The sequence below is a fragment of the Cryobacterium arcticum genome, assembly GCF_001679725.1.
Lineage (GTDB): Bacteria > Actinomycetota > Actinomycetes > Actinomycetales > Microbacteriaceae > Cryobacterium > Cryobacterium arcticum_A.
Map to the genome: position 1 here is coordinate 2,563,296 of NZ_CP016282.1, position 25,031 is coordinate 2,588,326.

General features: G+C 68.8%; 27 protein-coding genes. 14 read left to right on the forward strand and 13 right to left on the reverse strand.

Annotated features, from left to right (window positions below):
* Nucleotides 1-64 precede the first annotated feature (64 nt).
* From PA27867_RS11480 to PA27867_RS11490, 3 genes are all read right to left on the reverse strand, one after another.
* Nucleotides 65-1,060, reverse strand: coding sequence for an ABC transporter permease (locus PA27867_RS11480; protein WP_066596466.1), 996 nt, complete (start codon nucleotides 1,058-1,060; stop codon nucleotides 65-67).
* Nucleotides 1,057-2,328, reverse strand: coding sequence for a quaternary amine ABC transporter ATP-binding protein (locus PA27867_RS11485; RefSeq protein WP_066599750.1), 1,272 nt, complete (start codon nucleotides 2,326-2,328; stop codon nucleotides 1,057-1,059). Before PA27867_RS11485 ends, PA27867_RS11480 begins: the two co-directional genes overlap by 4 nt.
* Nucleotides 2,329-2,735: 407 nt before the next feature.
* Complete coding sequence (locus tag PA27867_RS11490; RefSeq protein WP_066596468.1) at nucleotides 2,736-4,148, reverse strand: cation:dicarboxylate symporter family transporter; 1,413 nt, start codon at nucleotides 4,146-4,148, stop codon at nucleotides 2,736-2,738.
* 194 nt (nucleotides 4,149-4,342) lie between these two features.
* Here PA27867_RS11490 and PA27867_RS11495 point away from each other — a divergent pair, with 194 nt between their 5' ends.
* The 4 genes from PA27867_RS11495 (at nucleotide 4,343) to PA27867_RS11510 (ending at nucleotide 7,205) form a co-directional block, all read left to right on the forward strand.
* A complete protein-coding gene (locus PA27867_RS11495; RefSeq protein WP_066596471.1) occupies nucleotides 4,343-5,995 on the forward strand; it encodes a sensor histidine kinase in 1,653 nt (550 codons plus the stop codon).
* Nucleotides 5,988-6,728, forward strand: a complete 741-nt coding sequence (locus tag PA27867_RS11500; RefSeq protein WP_066596474.1) for a response regulator — start codon at nucleotides 5,988-5,990, stop codon at nucleotides 6,726-6,728. Before PA27867_RS11495 ends, PA27867_RS11500 begins: the two co-directional genes overlap by 8 nt.
* A 92-nt stretch (nucleotides 6,729-6,820) precedes the next feature.
* Entirely contained in the window at nucleotides 6,821-7,018 is a 198-nt protein-coding gene (locus PA27867_RS11505) for a helix-turn-helix transcriptional regulator (protein ID WP_066596476.1), read from the forward strand.
* A complete protein-coding gene (locus PA27867_RS11510) occupies nucleotides 7,002-7,205 on the forward strand; it encodes a hypothetical protein (protein WP_066596478.1) in 204 nt (67 codons plus the stop codon). Before PA27867_RS11505 ends, PA27867_RS11510 begins: the two co-directional genes overlap by 17 nt.
* Nucleotides 7,206-7,426: 221 nt before the next feature.
* On the opposite strand, the gene PA27867_RS11515 is transcribed toward PA27867_RS11510, so the two are convergent.
* Nucleotides 7,427-8,098: a sigma-70 family RNA polymerase sigma factor gene (locus tag PA27867_RS11515; protein WP_084021040.1), complete on the reverse strand. Its 672-nt coding sequence runs from the start codon at nucleotides 8,096-8,098 to the stop codon at nucleotides 7,427-7,429.
* Between the two features lie 102 nt (nucleotides 8,099-8,200).
* Between PA27867_RS11515 and PA27867_RS11520 the strand changes: the two genes are divergently transcribed.
* From PA27867_RS11520 to PA27867_RS11545, 6 genes are all read left to right on the forward strand, one after another.
* On the forward strand, nucleotides 8,201-8,635 hold the full coding sequence (locus tag PA27867_RS11520) for a MarR family winged helix-turn-helix transcriptional regulator (RefSeq protein WP_066596480.1): 435 nt from the start codon (nucleotides 8,201-8,203) through the stop codon (nucleotides 8,633-8,635).
* A 41-nt stretch (nucleotides 8,636-8,676) separates the two neighbouring features.
* Nucleotides 8,677-9,570: an IclR family transcriptional regulator gene (locus tag PA27867_RS11525; RefSeq protein ID WP_066596482.1), complete on the forward strand. Its 894-nt coding sequence runs from the start codon at nucleotides 8,677-8,679 to the stop codon at nucleotides 9,568-9,570.
* Nucleotides 9,571-9,737: 167 nt separating this feature from the next.
* Nucleotides 9,738-10,445, forward strand: coding sequence for a YceI family protein (locus tag PA27867_RS11530; protein ID WP_066596485.1), 708 nt, complete (start codon nucleotides 9,738-9,740; stop codon nucleotides 10,443-10,445).
* A 45-nt stretch (nucleotides 10,446-10,490) separates the two neighbouring features.
* On the forward strand, nucleotides 10,491-10,997 hold the full coding sequence (locus tag PA27867_RS11535) for a sigma-70 family RNA polymerase sigma factor (RefSeq protein ID WP_066596487.1): 507 nt from the start codon (nucleotides 10,491-10,493) through the stop codon (nucleotides 10,995-10,997).
* Nucleotides 10,994-11,782: an anti-sigma factor family protein gene (locus tag PA27867_RS11540; RefSeq protein ID WP_066596489.1), complete on the forward strand. Its 789-nt coding sequence runs from the start codon at nucleotides 10,994-10,996 to the stop codon at nucleotides 11,780-11,782. The genes PA27867_RS11535 and PA27867_RS11540 overlap by 4 nt, the downstream gene beginning before the upstream one ends.
* Before the next feature lie 80 nt (nucleotides 11,783-11,862).
* Entirely contained in the window at nucleotides 11,863-12,675 is an 813-nt protein-coding gene (locus PA27867_RS11545) for an NAD(P)H-binding protein (protein WP_066599755.1), read from the forward strand.
* A 49-nt stretch (nucleotides 12,676-12,724) separates the two neighbouring features.
* Here the strand turns inward: PA27867_RS11545 and PA27867_RS11550 are convergent, their stop codons facing one another.
* Nucleotides 12,725-13,618, reverse strand: a complete 894-nt coding sequence (locus PA27867_RS11550; protein ID WP_066596491.1) for a LysR family transcriptional regulator ArgP — start codon at nucleotides 13,616-13,618, stop codon at nucleotides 12,725-12,727.
* Between the two features lie 69 nt (nucleotides 13,619-13,687).
* Between PA27867_RS11550 and PA27867_RS11555 the strand changes: the two genes are divergently transcribed.
* On the forward strand, nucleotides 13,688-14,317 hold the full coding sequence (locus tag PA27867_RS11555) for a LysE/ArgO family amino acid transporter (RefSeq protein WP_066596493.1): 630 nt from the start codon (nucleotides 13,688-13,690) through the stop codon (nucleotides 14,315-14,317).
* A 55-nt stretch (nucleotides 14,318-14,372) separates the two neighbouring features.
* The gene (locus PA27867_RS11560; protein ID WP_066596495.1) at nucleotides 14,373-14,936 is read left to right on the forward strand and encodes a hypothetical protein; all 564 of its coding nucleotides are present in this window, start codon (nucleotides 14,373-14,375) and stop codon (nucleotides 14,934-14,936) included.
* A 12-nt stretch (nucleotides 14,937-14,948) separates the two neighbouring features.
* Here the strand turns inward: PA27867_RS11560 and PA27867_RS11565 are convergent, their stop codons facing one another.
* Nucleotides 14,949-15,191 carry a helix-turn-helix domain-containing protein gene (locus PA27867_RS11565; protein ID WP_066596497.1) on the reverse strand — a complete coding sequence of 81 codons (243 nt, stop codon included), beginning with the start codon at nucleotides 15,189-15,191 and terminating at the stop codon, nucleotides 14,949-14,951.
* Nucleotides 15,191-15,661, reverse strand: a complete 471-nt coding sequence (locus tag PA27867_RS11570; protein ID WP_066596502.1) for a DUF2975 domain-containing protein — start codon at nucleotides 15,659-15,661, stop codon at nucleotides 15,191-15,193. The genes PA27867_RS11565 and PA27867_RS11570 overlap by 1 nt, the downstream gene beginning before the upstream one ends.
* A 125-nt stretch (nucleotides 15,662-15,786) precedes the next feature.
* On the opposite strand from PA27867_RS11570, the gene PA27867_RS11575 reads away from it, so the two are divergent.
* Both PA27867_RS11575 and PA27867_RS11580 read left to right on the forward strand, forming a co-directional pair.
* On the forward strand, nucleotides 15,787-16,605 hold the full coding sequence (locus PA27867_RS11575) for a hypothetical protein (protein WP_066596504.1): 819 nt from the start codon (nucleotides 15,787-15,789) through the stop codon (nucleotides 16,603-16,605).
* A gap of 56 nt (nucleotides 16,606-16,661) precedes the next feature.
* Nucleotides 16,662-17,324 carry a DUF7002 family protein gene (locus PA27867_RS11580; protein WP_084021044.1) on the forward strand — a complete coding sequence of 221 codons (663 nt, stop codon included), beginning with the start codon at nucleotides 16,662-16,664 and terminating at the stop codon, nucleotides 17,322-17,324.
* A gap of 80 nt (nucleotides 17,325-17,404) precedes the next feature.
* Here the strand turns inward: PA27867_RS11580 and PA27867_RS11585 are convergent, their stop codons facing one another.
* From PA27867_RS11585 to PA27867_RS11610, 6 genes are all read right to left on the reverse strand, one after another.
* Nucleotides 17,405-18,601 carry a glycoside hydrolase family 1 protein gene (locus tag PA27867_RS11585; protein WP_066596507.1) on the reverse strand — a complete coding sequence of 399 codons (1,197 nt, stop codon included), beginning with the start codon at nucleotides 18,599-18,601 and terminating at the stop codon, nucleotides 17,405-17,407.
* A 61-nt stretch (nucleotides 18,602-18,662) separates the two neighbouring features.
* A complete protein-coding gene (locus PA27867_RS11590; protein WP_084021047.1) occupies nucleotides 18,663-19,493 on the reverse strand; it encodes an alpha/beta fold hydrolase in 831 nt (276 codons plus the stop codon).
* On the reverse strand, nucleotides 19,490-21,220 hold the full coding sequence (locus PA27867_RS11595; protein WP_066596508.1) for an ABC transporter ATP-binding protein: 1,731 nt from the start codon (nucleotides 21,218-21,220) through the stop codon (nucleotides 19,490-19,492). Before PA27867_RS11595 ends, PA27867_RS11590 begins: the two co-directional genes overlap by 4 nt.
* On the reverse strand, nucleotides 21,217-22,164 hold the full coding sequence (locus PA27867_RS11600) for an ABC transporter permease (protein WP_066596510.1): 948 nt from the start codon (nucleotides 22,162-22,164) through the stop codon (nucleotides 21,217-21,219). The genes PA27867_RS11595 and PA27867_RS11600 overlap by 4 nt, the downstream gene beginning before the upstream one ends.
* On the reverse strand, nucleotides 22,161-23,246 hold the full coding sequence (locus PA27867_RS11605) for an ABC transporter permease (protein ID WP_236900692.1): 1,086 nt from the start codon (nucleotides 23,244-23,246) through the stop codon (nucleotides 22,161-22,163). The genes PA27867_RS11600 and PA27867_RS11605 overlap by 4 nt, the downstream gene beginning before the upstream one ends.
* Nucleotides 23,236-24,915, reverse strand: coding sequence for an ABC transporter substrate-binding protein (locus tag PA27867_RS11610; protein ID WP_236900693.1), 1,680 nt, complete (start codon nucleotides 24,913-24,915; stop codon nucleotides 23,236-23,238). Before PA27867_RS11610 ends, PA27867_RS11605 begins: the two co-directional genes overlap by 11 nt.
* Nucleotides 24,916-25,031 lie beyond the last annotated feature (116 nt).

The following is a 25,031-nucleotide window of genomic DNA, read 5'->3' on the forward strand; positions in this document are numbered from 1 at the left end:
TCGTGCCGCGTGAACAGCGGCTGGTGCAGGGTCGTGGGGGCGAGAGCCCGGTGAGACTGGGCCGCTAGGAGGGGACGAGCACGCCGGGCCGCTTGGCGGACTCGTGCGCGACCTCGTCGCTCGTGGGCCCGGACTGGACGGGCGTCGTGCGGTGCTTGCGGGCGGAGCGGAACCGCCCGATCGGGGTGTTGCCGGTGCCCAGGGCCGCGGTGATGCGGTCGAGGAAGATCGCGAGGATCACGACGGACAGGCCGGCTTCGAAGCCGAGCGACACATCGATCCGGTTCAGGCTGGCGACAACCTGCTGGCCGAGTCCGCCCGCTCCCACCATGCCGGAGATGACGACCATCGAGAGCGAGAGCATGATGACCTGGTTGATACCGGCCATGATGGTGGGCATCGCCAGCGGCAGCTGGATCTGACGCAGGATCCGCCACGGCGACGCGCCGAACGCCTCGCCGGCTTCGACGACCTCACGGTCGACGCTGCGGATGCCGAGCTCGGTCAGGCGCACGCCGGGAGCCATCGCGAAGATGATGGTGGCGACGATTCCGGGCACCACGCCGACGCGGAACAGGATCAGGGCGGGGATGAGGTAGACGAAGGCGGGCATCGTCTGCATGAAGTCGAGGACCGGCCGGATGATGCCGGAGGCCAGGCTCGATTTCGCGGAAAGGATGCCGAGGGGCACGCTGAACAGGATCGCCAGGATGCTGGCGACCAGCACCAGGGCGAGCGAGTCCATGGCGTTCTCCCACTGGTCGACGCCCACGATGAGGACAAGGCCCACGATGGTGCCGACGGCGAACTTCCAGCCGCGCACCATGAGGCCCAGGGCGGCGGCGACGAGGATGATCACCCAGAACGGCGGGGAGCCCAGGGCGAAGTCGACGAGGTCATAGGCGCCATTGAAGATGGCGCGCACCAGGTCGAAGAAGAAGCCGAAGGTGTCGGTGACGAAGTCGATGAACCCCTTCGCCCAGCTACCCAGGGGAATGCGGAAGTCGGCGGTCGCGGTGTTCACGAGCGCGGTGTTGATCGCTGCTGCTGTGCTGCTCATGGCTGCACTCCTTCCGGCGCGGTCTCGCGCAGGGTGTCGGTGATGACGCTGAGCGGCACGGTGGGCGGCGGACCGGCCACCGGCACCTCGCCGGTTACCGTGGTGACGTTGCCGAGCGCGGCCAACAGGGTGACACGCGGGATGACGCCGATCAGGCGGTTGCGCTCGTCGACGACGGCGATGGGCAGGTCGCTCTCCACGGCCAGCTCGACGAGGTCGACGAGCGCGGTGTCCGAGGACACCGTGGTGGCTTCGGTGATGATTTCGCGCATGTCGGTATCGCCGCGCTTGACCTGGCGCAGCACGTCGCGGTCGCGTACGACACCGGCGAAGGTGCGGTCACGGCGCAGCACGAAGATGGCGGACGTCTGCAGGTCGCGCATGGTGCGCAGGGCCGCTCGGGGACCGGCGGTGGCCGTGATCACGGAGCGGGCGGGTTCCATCACACTTCCCGCGGTCAGCACGCGGGCCCGGTCGACGTCCTGCACGAACTGGGCGACATAGTCGTTCGCCGGGTCGGTGAGGATCTCCTCGGGGGTGCCGATTTGCACGATGCGCCCGTCGCGCATGACCGCGATGCGGTCGCCGAGGAACATGGCCTCGTTGAGGTCATGCGTGATGAAGATGATGGTCTTGCCGAGTTCGGCCTGCAGCTCGATGAGTTGTTCCTGCATCTCGCGGCGGATCAGCGGGTCGAGTGCGGAGAACGCCTCGTCCATCAGGAGCACGTCGGTGTCCGCGGCCAGGGCACGGCCGAGGCCGACGCGCTGCTGCATGCCACCGGACAGCTCGGAGGGCAGGCTGTCGGCCCAGCCGTCCAGGCCCACCAGGCGGATGATGGTGCGCGCCTTGGCCAGGCGTTCGGCCCGGGGCATGCCCTGGATCTCGAGGCCGTACGCCACGTTGTCGATCACCGTGCGGTGCGGAAGCAGGGCGAAGTGCTGGAAGACCATGGAGACGCTCTGCCGGCGCACATCGCGCAGCTGGGCTGCGGGGATGCCGGTGATGTTCGTGTCACCCACGGTCACGGTTCCGCTGGTGGCCTCGAGGAGGCCGTTGAGCATCCGGATGAGAGTGGATTTCCCCGAGCCCGACAGGCCCATCACGACGAAGATCTCGCCGCGGCGCACCTCGAAGGAGGCGTCGATGACGGCGGCGGTGCCCAGGTGGGTCAACTCGTCGCGGCTGGTTCCCCCCTGGAGCTTCTTGACGATCTCCTGGGGCTTGCGGCCGAAGGCCTTGTAGAGCTTGGACGCCTTGACGGCGATTGAAGGTGCTACATCTGCTGCTGTGCGCTCCGCCTCGCTGGCGGATTCTGGTGCCTTGACGGCGATGATTTCGGTCACGGATTCTCCGGAGCACGCCGAATAGACCGCCTGAGCGGTCACACTGAACGGGGCTCGCTGTGTCGGACGGGTAGGCCGAGACCGGCCTCGATGCCGATAGCGGCGTGGGCTGGAGCGACCATGGGATCGCGTCCGTCTGGGCCTCACCGTACGCACACGGCCGTCCCAGTCAGGCTGGGGGCTACGCGTTCGCGTCCTGGTGAAGGGTCGGAAGACCGTGTGAGAGCCTAGCATGCGAACGCATGCAAGGGCCCCGGACGAGGGCCGTTTCGGCCCTCGTCCGAGAATTTTAAGTGCAGGTCAGGACCGCTAAACCAGCAGGCCTGCCATCAGCGTCTGGCCAGCTCGGGCCGCGGCGCGGCGGCCTCGTCGGCCGGCACGGCCGTGGCTGCATCCGTGGGCGCGGCCACGCCGTGCGCCGACATCATCGTTGCCTCGTCGAACGGAGCATGCCGGTCGAGAACGAGGTCCACCTGGGCCCGGTCGATCTCCTTGGTCCAGGTGCCGATCAGCACCGTTGCGACGGCGTTACCGGTGAAGTTGGTGAGCGCGCGGGCCTCCGACATGAACCGGTCGATGCCGACGATGAAGGCCACGCCGCCGACGAGTTGCGGAGCGTGCGCCTGCAGTCCTCCGGCCAGGGTGGCCAGGCCGGCCCCGGTGACGCCGGCCGCGCCCTTGGAGGCGATGATCATGAAGACCAGGAGGCCGATCTGCTCCCCCAGCATCAGCGGCTGGCCGAGGGCCGTGGCGATGAAGAGCGACGCCATGGTGAGGTAGATGGCCGTGCCGTCGAGGTTGAACGAGTAGCCGGTGGGCACCGTGACGCCGACAACGGGCTTGGACACCCCGAGGTGCTCCATCTTGGCGATGAGGCGGGGCAGCGCGGCCTCCGAAGAGGAGGTCGAGAAGATCAGCAGGTATTCGCGGCCGAGGTAGCGCATCAGCTTGAAGATGTTGACCCCGGTGACGAGCTTGAGCAGGCCGCCCAGGATGACCACGATGAAGATGATGCAGGTGAGGTAGAACGCGGCCATCAGGGTGAACAGGCTGATCACGGCCTGAATGCCGGTAGCGCCGACAACGGCGGCGATGGCGCCGAAGGCACCGATCGGGGCCAGCCACATGACCATCACCAGGATGCGGAAGATGAGGGCCTGCAGGTGCGCGATACCGGTGAGGATGGGCTTGCCCGCTGGTCCCATCTTCTGCAGGGCGAAGCCCACGACGAGGGCCACCATGAGGGTCTGCAGGATGTTGCCCGAGGTGAGGGAGGACAGCAGCGTGGTGGGCACGATGCCGAGCAGGAAGTCGTGAGTGTCGGCCGCTTCGGGGGCCGCGTAGGTCGCGTCCTGCAGGTTGAGCCCCTCACCGGGGTGGATGAGGTTGCCGACGATCAGGCCGATGCCCAGGGCGAAGGTGGACATCACCAGGAAGTAGCCCAGCGCCAGCCCGCCGATCTTGCCGACGGTGGCCGCCTTGGCGATGGATCCGATGCCCAGCACGATGGTGCAGAAGATGATCGGCGCGATCATCATCTTGATCAGCAGCACGAAGACGTCACCGAGCGGCTTGAGCGCCACGGCGAAACCGTCGGGTCCGCCGAACAGCAGCCCGACCAGGATGCCGAGGCCGACCGCGACGATGACCGCGATGTAGAGGTAGTGCGACTTGTCGAGTCGCTTGCGGGGTGTGCCGGCCGGCCGGCCGCCGCGGGGAGCGCGGGATAGAGAGAGTGCCATGTCAGACTCCTTTGTCTAGGTGGTACCGGTGTGTCTAGGCTGTACAGGATCCGGCGGGCGGCCCCGGGCAGCGTTGGTGGTCACGCGGTGGTGAATACACACTGCGGGACCGGGGGCGTACCGTCACTCTTGCGGTCATATTGGTCACGGCCACGCGCACGATGGGTTTCACCGGCGAAGGGACAAGTGCACGGATGCACGGATGGAGCATCGCCCGCCGGCTCTTCCTGGCCCATTTCGTCTTCATCGTCGTGCTCGCGGTGTTCGTCGGCACGGCGTCGTTCGTGGACGCACGCGACCGCGGCTACACCGAGACGGCCGACAGGATGCTCGCCGTGGCGGCGGCGATCGCCGACAGTCCCCTGGTGGTCACCGCGGCGCAATCGCCGGATCCGACCACGGCGTTGCAGGCCTATACCCTCGCGGTCAGCGAGGACGCCTCGGTGGACTTCATCACGATCATGAGCCCGGACGGTATCCGCTGGACGCATCCGGACCCCACCGAGATCGGCCGGCCGTATATCGGTGAGATCGCGCCGGCCGTGGCGGGGACACCGTTCACGGAGGTGACGAGTGGCACCCTCGGGCCGTCGGTGCGTTCCGTCGTGCCGATCATCGAACCGGACGGCCGGGTTGTGGGCATGGTCGCTGCCGGGGTCAAGACCAGCAATCTGCAGATCGCCCTCAACGCGCGACTGCCGGCCATCCTGGCTCTGGCGCTGGCGCTCCTGGTGGCCGGATCCGTGGCCACCTGGTTGCTCGGCCGGTACCTGCGCCGGGTGACGCTCGGCTGGGGTCCTGAAGAGCTCGCCCAGCTCTTCGTCTACAACGATTCGGTGCTGCATTCGGTGCGGGAGGGGCTGGTGCTGGTCGACCGCAAGGGCGATCTGGTGCTCTACAACGATCAGGCGGCCGAGCTGCTCGGCATCCCTCCGCGCCCCGTGTCGCGCAGCACGCCTGCGCCCGCCATCGACGACCTGCCCCTGCCACCCAGCCTGGCGGACCTGCTGCGAAGCGGCCGCACCGTGCAGGACGAGATCCATCTCACCGAGACCCGGGTGCTCGTCGTGAGCCAGGAACCCGCCGTGCCCACGCCGACTCGGGCGCGCACCCGAGCGGCGCCCATGGGGACCGTCACGACCATCCGCGATCACACCGATCTGGAGTCGCTCGGCACCGAACTGGCCTCGATGCGCACCCTCTCGGATGCCCTGCGCGCGCAGACCCACGAGCACGCCAACCGGCTGCACACCATCGTGTCGCTGATGGAACTCGGCCGCGCCGACGAGGCCCTGGCCTTCGCCACCCGGGACATGGCCGTGAGCCAGCACCTCACCGACGAGATGATCAGCTCGGTCGACGAGCCCGTGATCGGGGCGCTGCTGGTGGGCAAGTTCGCCCAGGCCGGCGAGCTGGGCGTGCATCTGAGCGTGGATGCCGCCGGCACGCTGTCGGACTCCGGATTGTCGGTGCAGGACCTGGTCACGGTGCTGGGCAATCTGGTCGACAACGCCCTCGACGCCGCGGCGGGCGGCCAGGCACCCCGCCGGGTGGACGTCGCCATCCGCAGCGTGTCGGCGGAGACCGGGCCACCCGCCGTGGTGATCGAGGTCGCCGACACCGGACACGGCGTCGACGCCGACGATCTCGACGACGTCTTCACGCTCGGTTACAGCACGAAGGAGCCCGGCCATTACGGCCGCGGACTGGGGCTGGCGCTCGTGCGGCAGGCGGTGAACCGGCTCGGTGGAACCCTCACCGTGACCCGGCGGGTCGGGGCGGTCTTCACCGTGACCATCCCGTTGCAGGTGTCCGCCGGAACGACGGGGGCCGTGCCGAATGCCTGACGACCCCCTCTCGCCCACCGAGATCACTGGTGAGCCCCGGCCGATCCGGGTGCTCATCGTGGAGGACGAACCTCTCACGGCCGAGGCGCATGCGGCCTATCTGCTGCGGCTGCCCGGATTCGAACTTGCGGGCAGCGCAAGCACCGGCCAGTCCGCGCTCCGGCAGCTCACCGAGGCGGCGGCGGCGGGTATCCCGGTGGAACTGGTGCTGATGGACATGAACCTGCCCGATCTGCACGGCCTCGATGTGTCGCGGCGGCTGCGCGCGGCCAACCTGGACTGCGACATCATCGCCATCACGGCGATGCGCGATCTGCAGGTGGTGCGCGGGGCCATCTCCGCCGGGGTGGTGCAGTACCTTATCAAGCCGTTCACCTACGCCACCTTCGCGCAGAAACTCACCACCTACCGGGAGTTCCACCGCCAACTCGGCGAGCGCTCACGGGTCACGAGCCAGGCGGATGTCGACCAGGCCTTCAACAGCCTGCGCACCCCCACGCCGGTCATGCTGCCCAAGGGTCTGGCGGAGGGCACCCTGGCGAGCGTGACCGAGTTCCTCAAGGCCCGCTCCACCCCGGTCTCCGCGGCGGAGCTCACCGACGCTCTCGGCATATCCCGGGTGACCGCACGCCGCTACCTGGAACATCTGGCCGACGACGGGTCGGTGCTGCGCTCCCCCCGGTACGGTACCCCGGGGCGGCCCGAGAACGAGTACACCTGGCGACGCGAGTGATCGCCGCCCCGCGGCGACACGTCGGCCCCAGTTCGAGTCGATGTGACAAGGATGCTTGACACCCGGCGACCGACCCGCGTTGACTTGACATCGTGCGGAGCGATATTCGGGAGTTGAGACTCGCCGCGAATCTGTCGCAGGCGTCGCTGGCGTCTGTGATGGGGGTCTCTCGGCAGACGATCAACGCGATCGAAACCGGACGCTACGACCCGTCGCTGGGGCTGGCCATCCGGTTGGCGCAGTACTTCAGTCGCCCCGTCGAGGAGGTATTCCATGTCGAAGATCGCTGAACGCCTGCCTGTCTCGGTCCCCAATGCCGCGGTGATCGGCGCCCTCCTCGTGGGCGCCACCCTCGCCGGACTGCGGGGCAACGGGGTGGGTGCCATCATCCTGGCCGCCATGGCGATCGGATGGGCCGGGATCGCGCTCTACGCCCGGAGCAGCCGCGCCGACGACCGCAGCCGGGTGGGCATTTGACCCCCGCGACGAACGTGACCGCACGATCGGCAGGAACGGATTCGCGCTCGTCGGTGCCGCGGCACTGATCCTGACCGGAGGCGAGATGCTCGTCCGGGTGGTGTTGGGCGACAACGACGGGGCAACCCTGGTGCGATTCATGGTCCTCGCGGCGGTCTGGTCGATCGGGGTCGCGAACTCCGCGGAGAAGATCTGACGAAGCGCGCGTGAGCGTCTGGCGCTCAGCTCGTCGCGGCGGTGAGACCGCGCCTGAGACCGTGCAGTCCCCGGGTTAGCGAGGTCTTCGCCGTCGCTGCGGGAATCCGCAGGAGCTGGCCCACCTCACCGTGGCTATGACCGTTGTAGTACGCCAGCTTGAGCGCGTGGCGCTGGGTTGGTTCGAGGTCGGCGAGAGCACCGCTCAGGGCAGTGGCGTGCAGCGCAGCATGGGACAGGGCCTCCGGCGCAATCGGGGGGAGGTGGGGCCCTCCGCCGGCGATGGCGTGCCTGCCCGGCGAGCTTCGGACACCGCGCTCCACGTCGCTCCTGAGATGCTCCACGCACATTCGGTGCACCGTCGTGATCATCCATGAGAGCGCCGCGCCCCGGCCGGAGTCGAAACGGGCCGCAGAATGCCAGATCTCGAGAAAGATTCGCTCGGTGAGCACCTCTGCCTCCTGAACGTCACGCAGGATCCGCACCACAAGGCCAAGGATGTGCGGTGCCACGTCGTCATACAACTGGGCGAACGCCCCGGCATCACCCTGACTCGCAGCGACCAGCCACCGCTCCCGCTGCTGCAGGCCACTGGCCTCGGCAGGGGCAGCAGCATCCCGTTCCCCGGACACGTCCGTGCGGTGTTCGACGGAGAGCCGGGCTTTGTTCGCGGGCAGCTCGGGGGCGGGAGTGGCCATAGTCCTCTTTCAGTCAACACACCGTCGATATCAACACCTTACACATCTTGTGTACAAGCTACTAGCGCACAAGTTGCTGGGAAAGGTGACAGGATGTGAGCCATGGCCGACCTCCGGACCCCACCACTTTCTGACCAACTCTGCTTCGACCTGTACGCGGCATCCCGCGCCGTCACCAATGCGTACCGGCCCGTGCTGGCCGACTTGGGTCTGACCTATCCGCAGTACCTGGTGATGGTCGTCCTCTGGGACGAAGGAACGCGCACTGTGCGCCAGCTCGCCGACACCCTGAGGTTGGACCACGGCACGCTCACCCCGCTCCTGCGCCGAATGGAAAGCAACGGGCTGCTCACTCGGCGGCGCAACCGTTCCGATGAGCGCTTCGTCGAGATCGCCCTGACGCCTGCCGGTGACGAACTGCGCAGCCACGCCACCAAGATCCACTGCGACATGACCGCAGCCCTGGGCCTGAATCCCGCGGAATTCAGCGCGCTGCAGGCCACCCTGCGCACTCTCACCGAAAGGGTGAGCGCGTAGTCGGAACCGATCACCACGAGTTGACAGGGAAGGGTTCGCCAATGGTCGTGCCGCGCGAACACGGTGTGGCGCCGGCGCAGAACGATGTGCCCGCCGCGCGCCACACGCTGGCCATCCTCACCCACCTGGCCGCCCAACGCGGTCCGGTGCCGGCCTCCAGCATCGCCCAGGCGCTCGGGCTACCCCGGTCCACGGTGTACCGCCTGCTCGGAGTGCTCGGCGAGCTCGGTTTTGTCCTGCACTTTCCCGAGGCCAGGCGGTACGGCATCGGGCTGGCCGCCTTCGAGCTGAGCAGCGGGTTCTCCCGCCAGGAGCCCCTGGCCCGGCTGGGCCGGCCGATCCTCGCCGCCCTCGTTGACAAGATCGGCGAGAGCGCCCACCTGGCCGTGCTGCACGGGCGTGACGTGATCTACCTGGTCGAGGAGCGCGCGCCTCGCCGGCCCGCACTGGTGACGGATGTCGGCGTGCGGCTCCCGAGTCATCTCACCGCCAGCGGTCGCGCACTGCTGGCCACGCTGCCCCTCCCCCAGCTCCGGGCGCTCTTTCCCGACCCGTCGGCCTTCGTGCAGCGCTCCGGTGACGGTGTCGAGCACCCGGCGAGCGCCGCGGGTTCCGACGGTGCGCCCGGTACTCAGCCGACCGGCTCCGTGGGCAGCTACCGCGAGTTGAGCCGGCTGCTCAGCCAGGTGCGCACCCAGGGCTATGCCGCCGAGGACGGTGACGTCACGGCGGGCATCGCATCCGTCGCCGTGGCGGTGCGTGACCACAGTGGCTGGCCGGCCGCGGGCATCGCCGTGACGTTCTCCCGGTCGAGCGTGCCGCCGCAGCGGTGGCCTGCGCTCGCGGCCGAGGTGGAGCGCTCAGCCGCCGAGCTGGGCCGCCGCATCAATGGGCGGGCCGGCACCATCCATGATCCTGCAGAGAGGAAAAAGTGAGGTTACGAGGACGGAGTCGCTCGCTGGATCCTCATTATCGAACTATGTCCTCACAACCGTTCGTCACTTGCGACAGCAAATTATGGATAACGGTGAACCTTTCGGGCCGTTACCTCGTTGTTCAGAGTGGATGACCATCATCCGCTACGGAAACGAACGAGGGTGACATGCAGAAGAAGACGAAGATCGGGCTGTGGATTGCGGGCGGAGTCGTCGTTGTCGGCGGTGCTGCCCTGGCATTCGGGCCTGCCGTGTACGCCGACTACGCCAACGGCAAGGCCGACGCCGCACCCACCATCGCCGCCGCGACCCCCAGCTCGACGGATGCGGCCACCTCCGCCGCGGTGAACGCCGACGACCTCAGCGGAACCTGGAGCATCGGCGCCGACTCCTTTGCCGGCTACCGCGTCGACGAGGTGCTGCAGGGCAAGGACGTGACCGTGACCGGACGCTCGGCCGACGTGACCGGCGACCTCACGGTCGACGCGCTCTCGCTCACCGCCGCCTCGATCACCGTGGACGTCGCGAGCATCGCCACCGATGAGAGCGCCAGGGACGCCTACTTCCGCGATACCGCCATGGAGGTCGGCGAATTCCCGACCGCCACGTTCACGCTCACCGAGCCGGTCACCCTCGAGGCCCCCGTTGCCGGGGTCGCGCAGACGGTCAGCGCCACCGGGGATCTCACCCTGCACGGCGTGACCACGTCAGTCACCGTCGAGTTGCAGGCCGCTCTGACCGACACCGGCGGGCAGGTCGTGGGCACCATCCCGATCACTTTCAGCGACTACGGCGTCGAGGCACCCGACCTGGGCTTCGTATCGGTGGAGGACACCGGAGCGATCGAGTTCTCCCTCAACGCCCTGCAGAATTAGTCCAGCAGTGTTCATCGTGGGCATCGTGCAGACCGGGAGGCGACCGTGACTGAACCACAGGCGGCCCTGCTCCGGGCGCTGCACGATGCCCACGGACCTGCCCTGTTCCGCTACGTGGTGCGCCTGACCGGTGACTACGGCTTCGCCCAGGACGTGGTGCAGGAGGCTCTGCTCCGCGCCTGGAAGCGGCCGGCCCTGCTCGATCGGGACGATGAGGCCGCCCGCGCGTGGCTGTTCACCGTGGCCCGCAACCTCGTCATCGACGACCGGCGGAGCGCCAGGCACTCCCGCGAGATCAGCTCCGACGCCCTGCCAGAGACGGCGTCCGCTGACGGCACCGAGGCGATCCTCGATCGCTGGCTGCTGACGGATGCCCTCACCGCCCTCTCCCCCGAGCACCGCACGGTCCTCGTGAGCGCCTACTACCTCGGCCGGCCGATCGCCGAGATCGCCCGTCTCGAAGAGGTGCCGGAGGGTACCGTCAAGTCCCGGCTGCACTATGCCCTGCGAGCGATGCGGCTCGCCCTACAGGAAAGAGGGGTCACCGAATGACCTCCACCCCAGACCGCTTTCGCGAGTGGGACGCCGCCTATGTGCTCGGTGCGCTGAGCACCGAGGACCGGCACGACTTCGAACGCCACCTGCCCACCTGCCCGGCCTGCTCCGCCGCCGTGGCCGAGCTGGCCGGCCTGCCCGGAATCCTCAGCGCCCTGCCGGCGGCAGAAGCCGTGGCCATCGCCGAGGCCGACCCGGCCGACGGAACCGACGCCGCGGCCTCGGCAGCCTCGATCGCGGCCGCGGACGACCGCCTGCGCACCGCATTGCACCAGCCCGGGCTCGTACAGCGCCTCGCCGGGGCGGCGGTGCGGCGCCGCCGTCGCCACCGCATCCGCCTCGCCGTCGCCCTCACCGCTGCCGCCGCGGTCATCGCCCTGGGCAGCGGCGTGCTCGGTGCCACCCTGGCCACCGCGCCGGCGCCCGAAGCGGGATCCGCCGTACCGCCACCAAGCGCCCCCGCGATCCAGGTCGTGGCCATGGAGCCCCTCGAACCCAACGCGCTCACGGCCGCCGTCACCATCACCGACACCGATTGGGGCACCCGGTTCGACTGGTCCTGCGTGTACCTCAACCAGCTCTGGAAAGACAACGGACCGCAGGACTACGACATGGTCATGACCGACCAGAGCGGCGCCTCCAGAGTGCTGGCCACCTGGACGGCGACCAGTCCGAGCACCGAGAACCTGGCGGCGTCGACCGACGTGCCCAGCGACCAGATCCAGAGCATCGAGATTCGCGCCAGCCGCAGCGGCACCCCGCTCGCGCACACCGACCTGTGAGGACACGACCTGTGAATACCGCCCTGCCAGATTCCCTCCCCGCGCTGGCCGTCACCGGTTCCACCGGCGTTCTCGGCGGCATGGTGGCCCGCACGCTGGCCGCCGCCGAAGTGCCGCAACGCCTGCTCGCCCGCGCGGTGGACCGGGCGCCGCAGCTGGACGGCAGCGTCGCCCTGCCGTTCTCCTACTCAGACCGTGCCGCCTCCGAGCGGGCGCTCGAGGGAGTGCACACGCTCTTCATGGTGTCGGCCGCCGAGAACGCCGAGCGCCTCGCCCAGCACCTGGCCTTCATCGACTCCGCCCGGGCCGCCGGGGTGCGTCACATCGTCTACACCTCGTTCATTGCCGCGGCTCCGGATGCGACGTTCACCCTGGCCAGGGACCACTACGCCACCGAGGAGCACATCCGGTCGTCGGGGATCGACTACACCTTCCTGCGTGACAGCCTCTACCTCGACTTCATGCCCGCGCTGGTCGGCACGGACGGCGTCATCCGCGGACCGGCCGGTACCGGCCGGGTGGCCGCCGTCGCCCGCGCCGACGTGGCCCGCACGGCCGTGACGGTGCTGAACGACGTCACGGCGCACCACAATGTCACCTATGACCTCACCGGTCCGGAGGCGTTGAGCATGACCGAGGTGGCGGCGATCCTCACCGCCGCCGGCAGCGCCCAGGCCGGCAGCAGCGTGGCCGGAACCGTGCGCTACCACGCCGAGACGCTGCCGGAGGCTTACGAGTCCCGTCGGCCCTGGGGCGCACCGGACTGGCAGGTGGATGCCTGGGTATCGACCTACACCGCCATCGCCGCCGGCGAGATGGACGAGGTGAGCACCGCCGTCGAGACGATCACCGGTGTCCAGCCGATGAGCCTCGCCCACCTGCTGGCGGGCTGAACCGGTCACGACTGAACCGGTCGCGGCTGACCCAGCCTCGACGACGGGCTCAGAGCGCGCACAGTTCCCGGACCGCCGCATCCTGTACCGCCGCCGAGACGGCGTCGAGTAGGGGCGAGGAGAGGTTCCAGCGCTGCCAGTACAGCGGCACGTCCACCGGATGCGCCGCCGCGAGCTCCACGAGCGAGCCGGCGGCGATCTCCGCCAGGCACTGCTGCTCGGGGAGCACCCCCCAGCCCAGGCCCAGGAGCACCGCGCGCGCGAAGTCGTTGGAGGCGGGGATGACGTGCCGGGGAGCCTCGCCTGGCCGCCCCTTGTGGGCGCGGAGAAAAGCATCCTGCAGGTCGTCGTTGCGGTCGAAGGTCACCACGGGCGCCGCCGAGAGCCCGGTCAGGCCGGCCGGGAGCCGTCGGGCGACGAAGTCCGGCGTGGCCACGGCGCGATACCGCATCCGGCCCAGAGGTTCGGTGACGCACCCTTGGATGGTCTCGCGGCTGGAGGTGACCGCGGCCATGACGGCGCCGGAGCGCAGCAGCGACAGAGTGTGCTCCTGATCCTCCCGGTGCAGGTCGAAGGCCACGTCGAGTTCGTCGGCGACCCCGGCGAGGGCCGCGAGGAACCAGGTGGCCAGGCTGTCGGCGTTCACGGCCAGTGACACCCGCACGGCCTGCCCGGCGGGCCCGGCGTCCCGGAGGGCCCGCAGGGTATCGGCCTCGAGCAGTTCCACCTGGCGGGCGTAGCGCAGCACGACGGACCCGGCGTCGGTGAGCGCCACCGGGGTCGTGCGCTGCACGAGGACCCGGCCGCAGGACTGCTCCATGGCCTTGACCCGTTGCGACACCGCCGACGCCGTGATGTGCAGACTGCGTGCCGCCTTGTCGAAGGTGCCTTCCTCGATAAGGGCCAGAAGGGTGCCGAGCTGATCCAGGGTGAACCGTTGCATAAGTTCAGCTTATGCATCATCAGAAACAGTAGCTGGACTGAATCATGTGATGTTCGTAACGTGGAACCCATGACCCCCGCCACCACGCTCCTGCCCGCTCTGCTGGGCCTGGTGACGGGACTCTCGCTCATCATCGCGATCGGCGCCCAGAATGCGTTCGTATTGCGGCTCGGCATCGAGGGGCGCAACCGGGTCATCGCCCCGGTGGTGATCATCTGCGCCGTCTCCGACGCGGCGCTCATTCTGGCCGGGGTGCTCGGCATGGGCGCCCTTGTGCAGGCGGCACCCGTGGCCATGGTCGTCGTGCGGATGCTCGGGGCGGCCTTCCTGGTGGTCTATGGCCTGTGGGCCGCACGACGAGCGCTCCGCCCCGGCACTTTGGTGGTGACGGGCGCCCCGGGCGGCACCGGGATGCGGGTGGCCGTCGGCACGGTCCTCGCCCTCACCTGGCTCAACCCGCATGTATACCTCGACACGGTGCTGTTCCTCGGCTCCGTCGCCTCCCAGCAGGGGCCGGCCGAGCGCTGGTGGTGGGTGGGCGGCGCCATGGTGGCGAGCGTGCTGTGGTTCACCGGCCTGGGCTTCGGAGCGCGATTGCTGCGGCCTGTCTTCGCCCGGCCGGGAGCGTGGCGGGTGCTCGACGGCACCATCGCGGTGGTCATGCTGGCCCTCGGCATCAGGTTGGCCCTCGGCCTCTGAGACGCGCCGCACAGTCACCCCCCGCTCGGGCCGGTTCGGGGGCTAGGGTGGGCTCATGGAAACTTGGGGAGTTATCCGAACCGGCACCACACTCGTCACAGCACTCGGTCTGGCGGTGATCCTGGCCGGCTGCGCGACAACGACCCCGGCCGCTGAGGGAACGCCGACCGCGACCGCGTCCGCGAGACCGACGCCCACATCGACGCCGTCCGATCAGGCCAGCCCGCTGCCGACGGAAGAGCCCGTCGCCGCTCCGGCCGCCACCTGCGACACCGCGCTCGCGCCGGCCGAGTACGCCCAGTTCGACGCCGACGGGCTGACCGCCCGCGAGGATTTCGCCAACGCGAACCTGGATGAGCTGGCTGAAACCGGCGGCATCACCTGCCTGTGGCGCAAGCCCAGCACCGACATCGAAGCCTGGTACGCCCAGTGGCCGAGCGACGAGGCGGCCTGGGATGCCCTCAGCGCCGAGATCCTGGCGAACGGCGGCTCAGAGTCGACCGACGCCTACGCGGGCGTGGTGCAGCCCGAATACAACGCGGCGCTCACCTACCGGGATGGCACCGTCTACTACGCCAGCCCGCCGCGCCTGTTCAGCTCGGTGCTCGGCCTGCAGTAGGCCATCCCCGAGTCAGGCCTCGCCGTTCTCGGCGCCCGCCGGCTCGCCCGAGTCGGGGACGTAGGTCAGGATGTCTCCGGGCTGGCAGCCCAGCACCGAACAGATGGCGTCGAGGGTGGAGAACCGCACGGCCTTGGCCCGACCGTTCTTGAGGATCGACACGTTGGCGACCGCCAGCCCGATGGCGGCCGCGAGGTCGGTCACCGACATCTTCTTCTTGGCCAGCTCGACGTCGAGGTTGATGACGATACCCATCAAATGACCTCGGCGAGTTCACTGCGCAAGCTGATGGCGGTGTGCAGCAGCCGGCGCATCACCACCACGAGTAGGGCGAGGGCGGCGCTCGCCCCGAAGGCGGCCGCCGCCAGGAGCGCAAGGCCCCAGGCGCCGGGCTCGGCGGCTTGCACGACCAGGGCGACCGCTCCCCCGGCCGAGACCACCGCTGCGGCCATCAACGCGCCGATGGCGGCGTCGACCCATCGGTCGGCGTGCCCGCGATCATCGAACAGGCTCTCCTGGCGGATCATCGCCACGAGCATCCAGACACTCAGCAGAACCACCTCGACACAGAGGGCCCCCGCCACGATGAGGGTGACGACGACGACTGCGACAGGGCCGTGCGCCACGGCGTCGGCGATGAGCCCGGATCCGGCCTGCGCGGCCAGCGACCCGGCGAACAGCACGATCAAGAGAGCGCGGAGCGCGCCGAGTACCGAACGAGACATGTGCCCCTCCATATCGAATAACGTGCATTTCGTATCGTTATTCGATACGTTAACCCTCGTCAGGTTACAGCAATTGCGTTTCCGGGGCCACTGAGCCGCTGGATTCGCTTACGTGAGGAGTTCGCATGAATCAGAACGAGGCACCGTCCAGCCAGGGTTTCGACGCCTGGATCAGTTACTTCGAGGCAAATCTCGCCCGGCATGACCGGCTTGACGCGCTGATCCCGTGGGATTCGGTCTCCACCCTCCCCGCGCCGCACATCGCCGCGGTCGCCCGGTCCCTGCAGCGCTTCGAGCTGGGCGAGAGCGGCGATGGAACCGGCCTGCTGTCGAAGGCGCGCCGCCGCCACGATCGCGAGTACGACGCGGCGCTGCGGCTCTTCGTTGCCGAGGAGCAGAAGCATTCGGCCCTCTTCGGGGCCGCCCTGTCGCGGTTCGGCGCCGAACGCCTGACGGCGCACTGGTCCGACGGCATCTTCGTCGTACTGCGCCGCATGATGGGCCTGCGCACCGAGGTTGCGCTGTTCCTCATCGTCGAGACCGTGGCGATGGAGTACTTCGTCGCGCTGAAGCACTGTGCCGACCCCGTCGTGCAGGGGGTGGCGCGGCGCATCCTCACCGACGAGGTGGAGCACGTGCGGTTTCAGATCGATCAGCTCAGGCTGGGCTTCGCGTCCACTCCCCGCCCGGCTCGGGTGTTGGCTGCGTCGCTGGCCTGGGTGCTCGCGGTGGGCACCGCGACGGCATTGGCGATCGACCACGGCCCGGCCATGCGTGTCTGCGGCCTCAACCCGGTGACCTTCTGGCATCGGGCGCTGCGGCACTTCGGGCGGGCTCTGCCGCTGGCGTTCCGGCTGAACCGCGACGAGACGCCCCTCGGCCCGAGCATGGACCCCAGCGCCGAGCGTCTGGGCCGGGTGGGGCGGGTACCGGCGCGGGTGTAGGCCGGGACGGGTCCGGCCGGATGGGGGTCCGGCCGGACCCGCGGTACGCTTGCCCCGTGCTCTCCAAGGACCTGATCCGCCTCTACCCCGAGCTGTACCACGTGGCAGCGGATGGGGCGTGGCCGTCCATCGAGCGGCACGGACTGCTCAGCACCAGCGCCCTGGTGACACGCTGGGGCGTACGCCAGGGGGCACCCCAGGCGGCGATCCTGACCAAGCGTCGCGGTGAGTCGATCGAGCTGGAGCACCCCGACTACGGCACCGCGGTCATCCGGCATCAGAAGGCCATCCACGAATCGTCGCTCGCGGCGGCGCTCGAAGACCTCGCGCCGAGCGAGTGGTACACCATGCTCAATGACCGGGTGTTCTTCTTCCTGCAGAAGCGGCGGCTCGAGGAACTCCTGGCCGCGCGTTCCTACCGGGATGACGCCCACACCGTGCTGACCCTCGACACCTTCAGCCTGGTGAACGCGCACGAGGACGACATCGAACTCACCACGGTGAACACCGGCTTCGCGCAGCGCTTCAGTGCCGAGCCACGCGGGCGGGACAGCTTCCGGTCGATCGAGGAATTCGCGCATCCCACTCGGGCGCACGCGTCTACCAAGGTGGTCGATGTGGCCGAACTGGCGGTGTACCGCGGCGTGCGCGACATCCGCGAGCACGTGAAGCGGGTGGAACGGATGCGCGACGGCACGGTTCTCGAGCGCTTCGTCTAGCCGCACCCACGCTGGTCGAGCCTGTCGAGACCCGCACCGGGTCTCGACAAGCTCGACCAACGTGTGGCCGGCGGAGACGGCTAGGCCGCGGGGGTGACCGAGGCCTCCAGGCCGTTGCGGCGGGCGACCTCGCCGAGCCAGCTCGCGCTGGGCTTGGGGGTGCGCGCGAACGTCTGCTTGTCCCAGGCGATCAGACCGAAGGTGGGCTTGAAGCCCGAGGCCCACTCGTAGTTGTCCAGCGCCGACCAGTGCAGGTAGCCGAGCAGGTCGATGCCGTCGTCGATGCAGGCGTGCAGGCCCTCAAGGGCACCCTGCGTGTAGGCGATGCGGCGGCTGTCATCCGCGGTGGCGATGCCGTTCTCGGTGACCATGACGGGCACGTGGTCGGTGAGCTCCCAGGCGGCACGCACGCCGATGCCGGCGGCCGGCGGGAAGAATTCCCAGCCGGTGAGCGTGGTCTCCACGTTCTCGGCGACCGGGCGGGGGCCCTCCGGACCGATGAAGGTGCGGGTGTAGGCCTGCACGCCGACGAAGTCGTCGCCCTTCACGTTCTCGAGGTACCAGTCCTCGCGCGGGTGGCCGTACTCCACGAGCTTCTCGGCCGCGCCTTCCTCCTCCACGGCCACGAAGGCCTGGGTGGCGATGGTCCAGCCGGTCTTGAGACCGCTCACCTGCGAGAGAACCTCGCGGGAGCGCTGGTGGGAGAGCAGCAGCGCATCCGCCACCTGCAGGTCGGGGTCGGGCAGGCCGTGCGCCACGAGGTTGGCGGCGTCTTCTCCGCCGGCGAGCATGGCGGCGATGTTGGGCTCGTTGATGGTGCACACGTAGTTGACGCCCTCGGCCACGACGGGCAGGGCGAGCTCGGTGTAGTGCGCGAACAGGTCGGCGGCGTCCTTCGCGCGCCAGAAGCCGTCGTTCTCGAACCAGCGCGGCACCGTGAAGTGCATGAGGGTCACGATGGGTTCGATGCCGAACTCGTGGCAGGTGTCGACCATGCGGCGGTAGTGGTCAACGGCCGAGCGGGAGGTGAAGCCGCGCTCGGGCTCGATGCGGGCCCACTCGATGCTGAACCGGTAGGAGTTCAGGCCCAGGTCGGCGAGCAGTTTGATGTCTTCGCGGTAGCGGTGGAAGCTGTCGGCGGCGTCACCGGAGGGTTCGACCATGGTCGTGCCCTCGGCATGCTCCTTGGGCCACCAGTTGCTGTTGACGTTGTTGCCCTCGATCTGGTGGGCGGCGGTGGCGGCGCCCCACAGGAAGCCTTGGGGGAAAGTGAGCATGGAAGGTTCTCCTCGGGTTGCGTAGTGCTGTGTTCGTAGACGCGGTGTACAGGCGGAAAAGTCAGCTGGTGGATGCCCAGAATTCGTCGAGAAGCGCGGCCGTGAAGCCGGGGTTGTCGAGGTTGGGCAGGTGGCCGGCGTTGGGGATCACCCGGTACTGAGCACCGAGCTGCTCGGCCATGAGCTTCTGCGCGGGGATGGGCCAGGCGTCGTCGGTGTCGCCGTGGGCGATGAGGGTGGGCACCCGGGTGGCCCGCACGTCGGCGGTGGAGTCCGGCGTGGACTGGAGGATGCGGATGCCGCCGAGGATGTTGTCGACCGAGGATGCGATAAGGCGGTCGCGCACGAACTCGTCGTCGGCGGTGAGCGGGCTGCCCGCGGGGTGATCGAGCGCCCAAACGGCCAGGGTGCCGTGATCGGCCACCAACTCGGCCTCGGCCTCGTGCGCACCCGCCCGGCCGCCGGGGCCGGAGCAGAGCATGGTGAGGTCGGTGAACAGCGCCGGGCTGCGCAGCAATGCCGCCCGGGCGACGAGCCCGCCCAGGCTGTGGCCGGCCAGGTGCACCGGGCCACCCCGGCCGATCTCGTGCGCGACCGTGACGGCATCTGCAGCGAAGTCGTCGAGCCGGTAGTTCTCGATGCCCGCGGGCGCGGCCGAGTCCGCCTGGCCGCGCTGGCTGTAGCTCACGACCTCCCAGCCGTGCGCCGCGATCAGCGGCAGCAGCAACCGGAAGTCCTCCTTGGACCCGGTGAATCCGGGCACCAGCAGGGCCACGCCACGGCTGGGCCCCTGCGGGCGCACCCGGAACGCCGTGAGCGGGCCGGCCGCGGTGTCGACGGTGAAGTGCTCGAGCTCCGGGGCCAGGTCAAGGACACCGAACGGCGCCGTCACGCGACGACCTTGCGCGGGTTGGGGATCGCATCGAGCAGCCGGACCGTGTAGTCGTCCTGCGGGTTCTGCAGCACGTCGGCGGTGACGCCGCGCTCTACCACCGCTCCCCCGTTGAGCACCATGATGTTGTCGGTGACCACCCGGGCCGAGAGCAGGTCGTGGGTGATGTAGAGCAGGCTCACCCCCCACTGTTCGCGGAGGTCCTCGAGCAGGGCCAGCACGCCGGCGCGCAGCGACACGTCGAGCATCGACACCGGCTCGTCGGCGATGATGACCTGCGGGTCGCTGGCCAGCGCGCGGGCGATCACGACGCGCTGGCGCTGCCCGCCGGAGAGCTGGTGCGGCAGCTTGGCCGCGAACTCCTCCACCGGGCTCAGCCCAACGATGTCGAGCAGTTCGAGCACCCGGCGGCGGGCGTCGGTGCCGGTCAGGCCGGTGAAGTTGATCACCGGGCGGGTCAGCGCGTATTCCACGGTGTGCAGCGGGTTGAGCGCGGAGTACGGGTCCTGGAAGACCATCTGCACGTCGCGGTGCAGCCGGCGGAAGTGGCGGCGGTTCAGCTTTCCCACGTCGAGGTCGCCGAAGCGGATGCTGCCGCTGGTGGGCTTCTCGACCGCCGTGATGAGCTTGGCGATCGTGGACTTGCCTGAGCCGGAGGCCCCGACCAGGGCCAGTGCGGCGCCGGGCTCGAGGGTGAACGACACGTTGTCCACGGCGCGCACGGGGGCCTCGCCGCGGCGCGGGGCGGGGTAGATCTTCGAGACGTTCTCGACGACCATGGCGTGCTGGTCGGTGCGCCGGGTGCGCGGCGAGACCGTGGGCGTGTGGGTCGCGGCCTCGGCCCGCTCAGCACCCTGCGCCTTCCGCTGCTGCCGGTCGGCGAAACCGGGCAGCTCCACGATCTCGGCGCGCGGGTCGGCGTAGTGCGAGAGCAGCATCCGGGTGTACGGGGCCTCCGGGTTCTCCAGGATCTGCCGGGCCGGCGCATCCTCGACGATGCGGCCCTCGTGCATGACCATCACCCGCTGGGCGGATTCGAGCACGATGCCCAGGTCGTGGCTGATCAGGATGGCGGTGAAGTTCTCGCTCTTCTGCAGTTCGATGATGGTGTTCATCACGGCGTGCTGCACCAGCACGTCCAGGGCCGTGGTGGGCTCGTCGAAGACCATCAGCTCGGGTTCGAGCGAGAGCGCCAGCGCGATGGAGACCCGCTGCCGCATGCCGCCGGAGAGCTCCCCCGGGAACCTGTCGAGCACCTGCGGGGTCAGTTCGACCTTGCCGATCAGCTCAGTCGCCCGTTCCGTCCAGCGCGAGCGTTCGACGTGTCCGTGGGCGCGGAAGATGTCGACGAAGTGGTTGCGGATGCTGCGTACCGGGTTGAGCGCGTTCATGCCGGACTGCAGCACCATGGCGATGCCGCCGTGACGTTGCTCGCGCAGCTGTTCGGCGTCGAGGCTGGCGATGTCCTTGCCGCCGAAGAGGATGCGGCCCTTCTCGATGTGCGCCGGCGGCTTGGAGAGGCCGGTGAGGGCGAAGCCGAGGGTGGACTTGCCCGAGCCGGACTCCCCCACCAGGCCGACGAACTCACCGTGAGCCAGCCGGAAGGAAACGTTCTGCACGGCCTTGGTGGCGTTCTCGCCGTAGCCGTAGTGCACCGAGAGGTCATGCACCTCGAGCAGGGTGGTGTTGGCGGCGGGCGGGGTCTGGCTGAACGGTGTCGGGGTCATTTCTTGGTTCCTTCCCGGAGGCGGGGATTGCTGATGCCGTCGACGCCGAAGTTGATCAGGGTCAGGGAGGTGGCCAGCAGCGCGATGCAGAGGCCTGGGGCGAACAGGAGCGCCCACTGCCCGGTGAGCAGGGCGTTGGAGTTCTGCGCCCAGAAGAGCATCGTGCCCCAGCTCACCACGGTGGAGTCACCGAGGCCGAGGAACTCCAGGCCGGCTTCGGCGAGGATCGCCGCGGTCGCGGCGCCGAAGAAGTTGCCCACGATGAGCGAGGTCATGTTCGGCAGGATCTCGCGGAACACGATGCGGAAGGGCCGTTCGCCGCTGAACACAGCGGCTGTGACGAAGTCGCGGGAGCGCAGGGACTGGGTCTGGCTGCGCAGCACCCGGGCGCCCCAGGCCCAGCCGGTGATCACGACGACCACGATGATCATGCCGATGCCGCCGCCGGAGAGGTACGCGGCGATGACGATCATGAGCGGCAGGCCGGGGATGACGAGGAACAGGTTGACGACGAAGTTGATCACGTCGGCACCGAACCCGCGCACGTAGCCCCAGCTGAGGCCGATCAGCACGGCGATGATCGTGGAGAGCAGGCCCGCCACGAGTCCGACGAAGATGCTGATCTGGGCGCCGTAGAGCAGTTGGCTGAGCACGTCTTCGCCGGCGGCGGTGGTGCCCAGCCAGTGCGCGGCGCTGCCGTCGGCGCTCCGCTCGAAGCCGGTCTCCCTGGCTCCGTACGGGGCGATCAGCGGCGCGAAGATCGCCAGGAGGATGAACACGGCGAGCATGACGAGGCCGATGCGGGCCTTGCCGTTGCTCCACACCGTGGAGGCGACGCGGAGAACGACCTTCCAAGCGGAGGGTGCCGCGTCGATCGAGGAGAGTGGCGCGCGAATGGCGGCGGTGGTGGGTGGCAGTGTTTCCTTGGGCAGTGAGGTGGTCATCGTCGGGTCCTCGGGTCCAGCACGCCGTACAAAATGTCGACGAGGAAGTTGGCGATGAGCACGCTCACGGTGATCATCAGGAAGAGTGCCTGCATCAACGGGTAGTCCTGGTTGGTGACGGCGTTGAAGAGCAGGTAGCCGATGCCCGGGTAGCCGAAGACCTGTTCCACCAGGATCGAGCCGCCCACCACACCGCCCAGCGCCAGGCCGAACGAGGTGAGGTTGGGCAGGATGGCGTTGCGGGCGGCGTAGCGCAGGGCGATGGTGCGGGGCTTGAGTCCGTTCGCCTCGGCGAAGGTCACATAGTCGTCGCCGAGGGTGGAGATCATGGTGTTACGCATGCCCAGGATCCAGCCGCCGAGCGAGGTGATCAGGATGGTGAGTGCCGGCAGCACCCCGTGGTAGAGCGCATCCCCGAGGAACTCGAACGAGAGGTTCGGCGAGGCCGTGGGACCGTAGGCCCCGGAGGTGGGGAAGAGCCGCAGCACGTAGCCGGCGAAGAAGAGCAGCAGCAGGGCCGTCCAGAAGTACGGGAAGGCGCTCATGAACGAGCCCACTAGGGTGGGTACGCTGTCGAGCCAGGTGCCGCGCTTCCAGGCCGCGAGCACGCCGAGCAGGGTGCCGAGGATGAAGGCGACCACGGTGACCAGGCCCACGAGCACGAGCGTGTAGGGCAGCGCGGCCGAGACCAGTTCGCCCACGCTCTGCGGGTAGAAGGTGTACGAGATACCGAAGTCCAGCGTCACCACCTGGTGCAGGTAGGCGACGTACTGCTCGAGGATATTGCCGGTGGGCACGCCGAGCTGCGCCTCGATGGCGGCCTTGGTGGCCTCGGTCACGGGGCCGTTCTGCGCGAGTTTGGCCAGCGCGGCATCCGCCGGCGTGCCGGGCATCAGCCGCGGCAGCAGGAAGTTGACCGTGACGGCCGCCCACAGGGTGAGGGCGAACAGGCCGAGCTTGCGGGCGACGAACACGCTGCCGCGGAGGAGCGGGCTGGGAGAACCCGCAGCATCCGTTGGACTCAGACCCGCCGGGGCGAGGCTCTCGGCGCCGCGTGGCGCCGCCGTTGTGCTAGTCATCATTGACCTTCTTCAGGTGGGTGAGAACGAGGAGGGGGGTGGATTCATAGGTCTTGGGCGACGCATACGGGTCGTCGGCGCTCGGCCAGCCGGTGAACTTCGCGTCGCTGAACAGGCCCCAGGAGCCGCCGTAGTAGAGGCTGATCGACGGGATCTGGTCGTAGACCACCTGCTGCAGCTGGTCGGCGAGATCGGCTTGCACCGCGGGGTCGAGGGCGACCTTGTAGTCGGCGAGGATCTCGTCGACGGCCGGGTCGCTGAAGCGTTCGAAGTTGTTGCTGGCCTCTTCGCCCACGGGCTTGACCCACTCGCTGGAGAGCAGGTTGTTGAAGTCGCGGAAGGTGTTTCCGGTGCCTCCGGTGGCGCCCATGGCGAGGTCGTACTCGCCGTTGCGGAGCGCCAGGGTGTACGCGGCGGGCTGCGGCGAGGCGACCTTGACGTCGACGCCGATCGCGCCCCACTGCTTCTGCACCTCCTGCACACCCTTGAGCCAGTCGTTGTACCCGGCGGCCGTGGTGATGGTGAGGCTGAGCTGGGCACCGGATGCGTCCACCAGCTTGCCGCCCTGCTGGGTGTACCCCGCGGCGGCGAAGTAGTCCAGCGCCTTCGCGGTGTCCTGGGTGATCAGGCCGGAGTCGGGAATGTCGGGGTTGAGCACATCCGCCTGGTTGGGCAGCAGGATGTTGGTCTGGCCGGCCGGGTCCATGTAGCCCTCGGCGGCGGCATCGCCGACCATGCCGCGGTCCAGCGCCGTGGACAGCCCCAGCCGCACGTTGACGTCGTTGAACGGCGCCTTGGTGAGATTGGGGAACAGGGCGATGGTGCCGCCCGGCGGGAACCAGTAGGTGTTCTGGTTGCCGGCATCCACCCAGGCGCCCTCGACGTCGCTGATGAACGAGTAGGCCCAGTCGTACCCCTTGGTGGCCACGTCGAGCTGGGTGTTGGTGGCGGGCAGGATCAGGTGCTCGGCGGCGACGGTGTCGGCCTGCCAGTAGTCCTGGTTCTTGTCGACGGTGTACTGCTGCGGGGCGAAGTTGCCCAGCGTGTACGGGCCGGTGCCGACCGGGTCGGGGTTCCGCCAGGTGGTGGGGTCCTCGACATCCGCCCAGATGTGCTCGGGCACGATCAGGGTGGTGGAGGCGATGAGCTGCGCGGCGGGCACATCCGGCGCGGTGAGGTGCACCGTGACGGTGTCGTCGCCGACCTCGAAGGTGTCGATGTAGCTCCAGATGCCCTGCAGGTCGAGAGACGGGTTGTCCTTGAGCAGCTGGAACGTGAAGCCCACGTCTTCGGCGGTGAAGTCTTCGCCGTCTGACCAGGTGACGCCGTCGCGGATCGTGAAGACGATCGTGGACGGGTCGGGCTGGGTGTACCCGGTGGAGAGCCACGGGTGCTCTTCGCCGGTGAGGTTGTCGAGCACGATGAGCGGCTCGTACATGTAGAACGCCGCGACCCGCTTGTTGATCATGAACGGGTTGAAGTTCTTCTCGAACAACGGGGAGCCGTTGTCGGCGGCAACGAGCATGGTGTCGTCGGGGATGGACGGGTCGGGCGCGCTCTGGATCTGGATACTGCACGCGGCGAGCGTGGAGGCGGCGACGGCCATCGCCACGGCGGCGAGCGTGCGGGCCAGCGGCCGGGACCTGCGCCGAGATCGAGTGGGTTGCATCATTACTACCGGTATTCCTCAGTCGTCGTTGAGCTGATCGCGTCGGGGGACGCGTGATCTGATTCGAGTGTATGCGCATACATTAACGAAACGCAAGCAGAATCTCTGGGAAAAGGGTG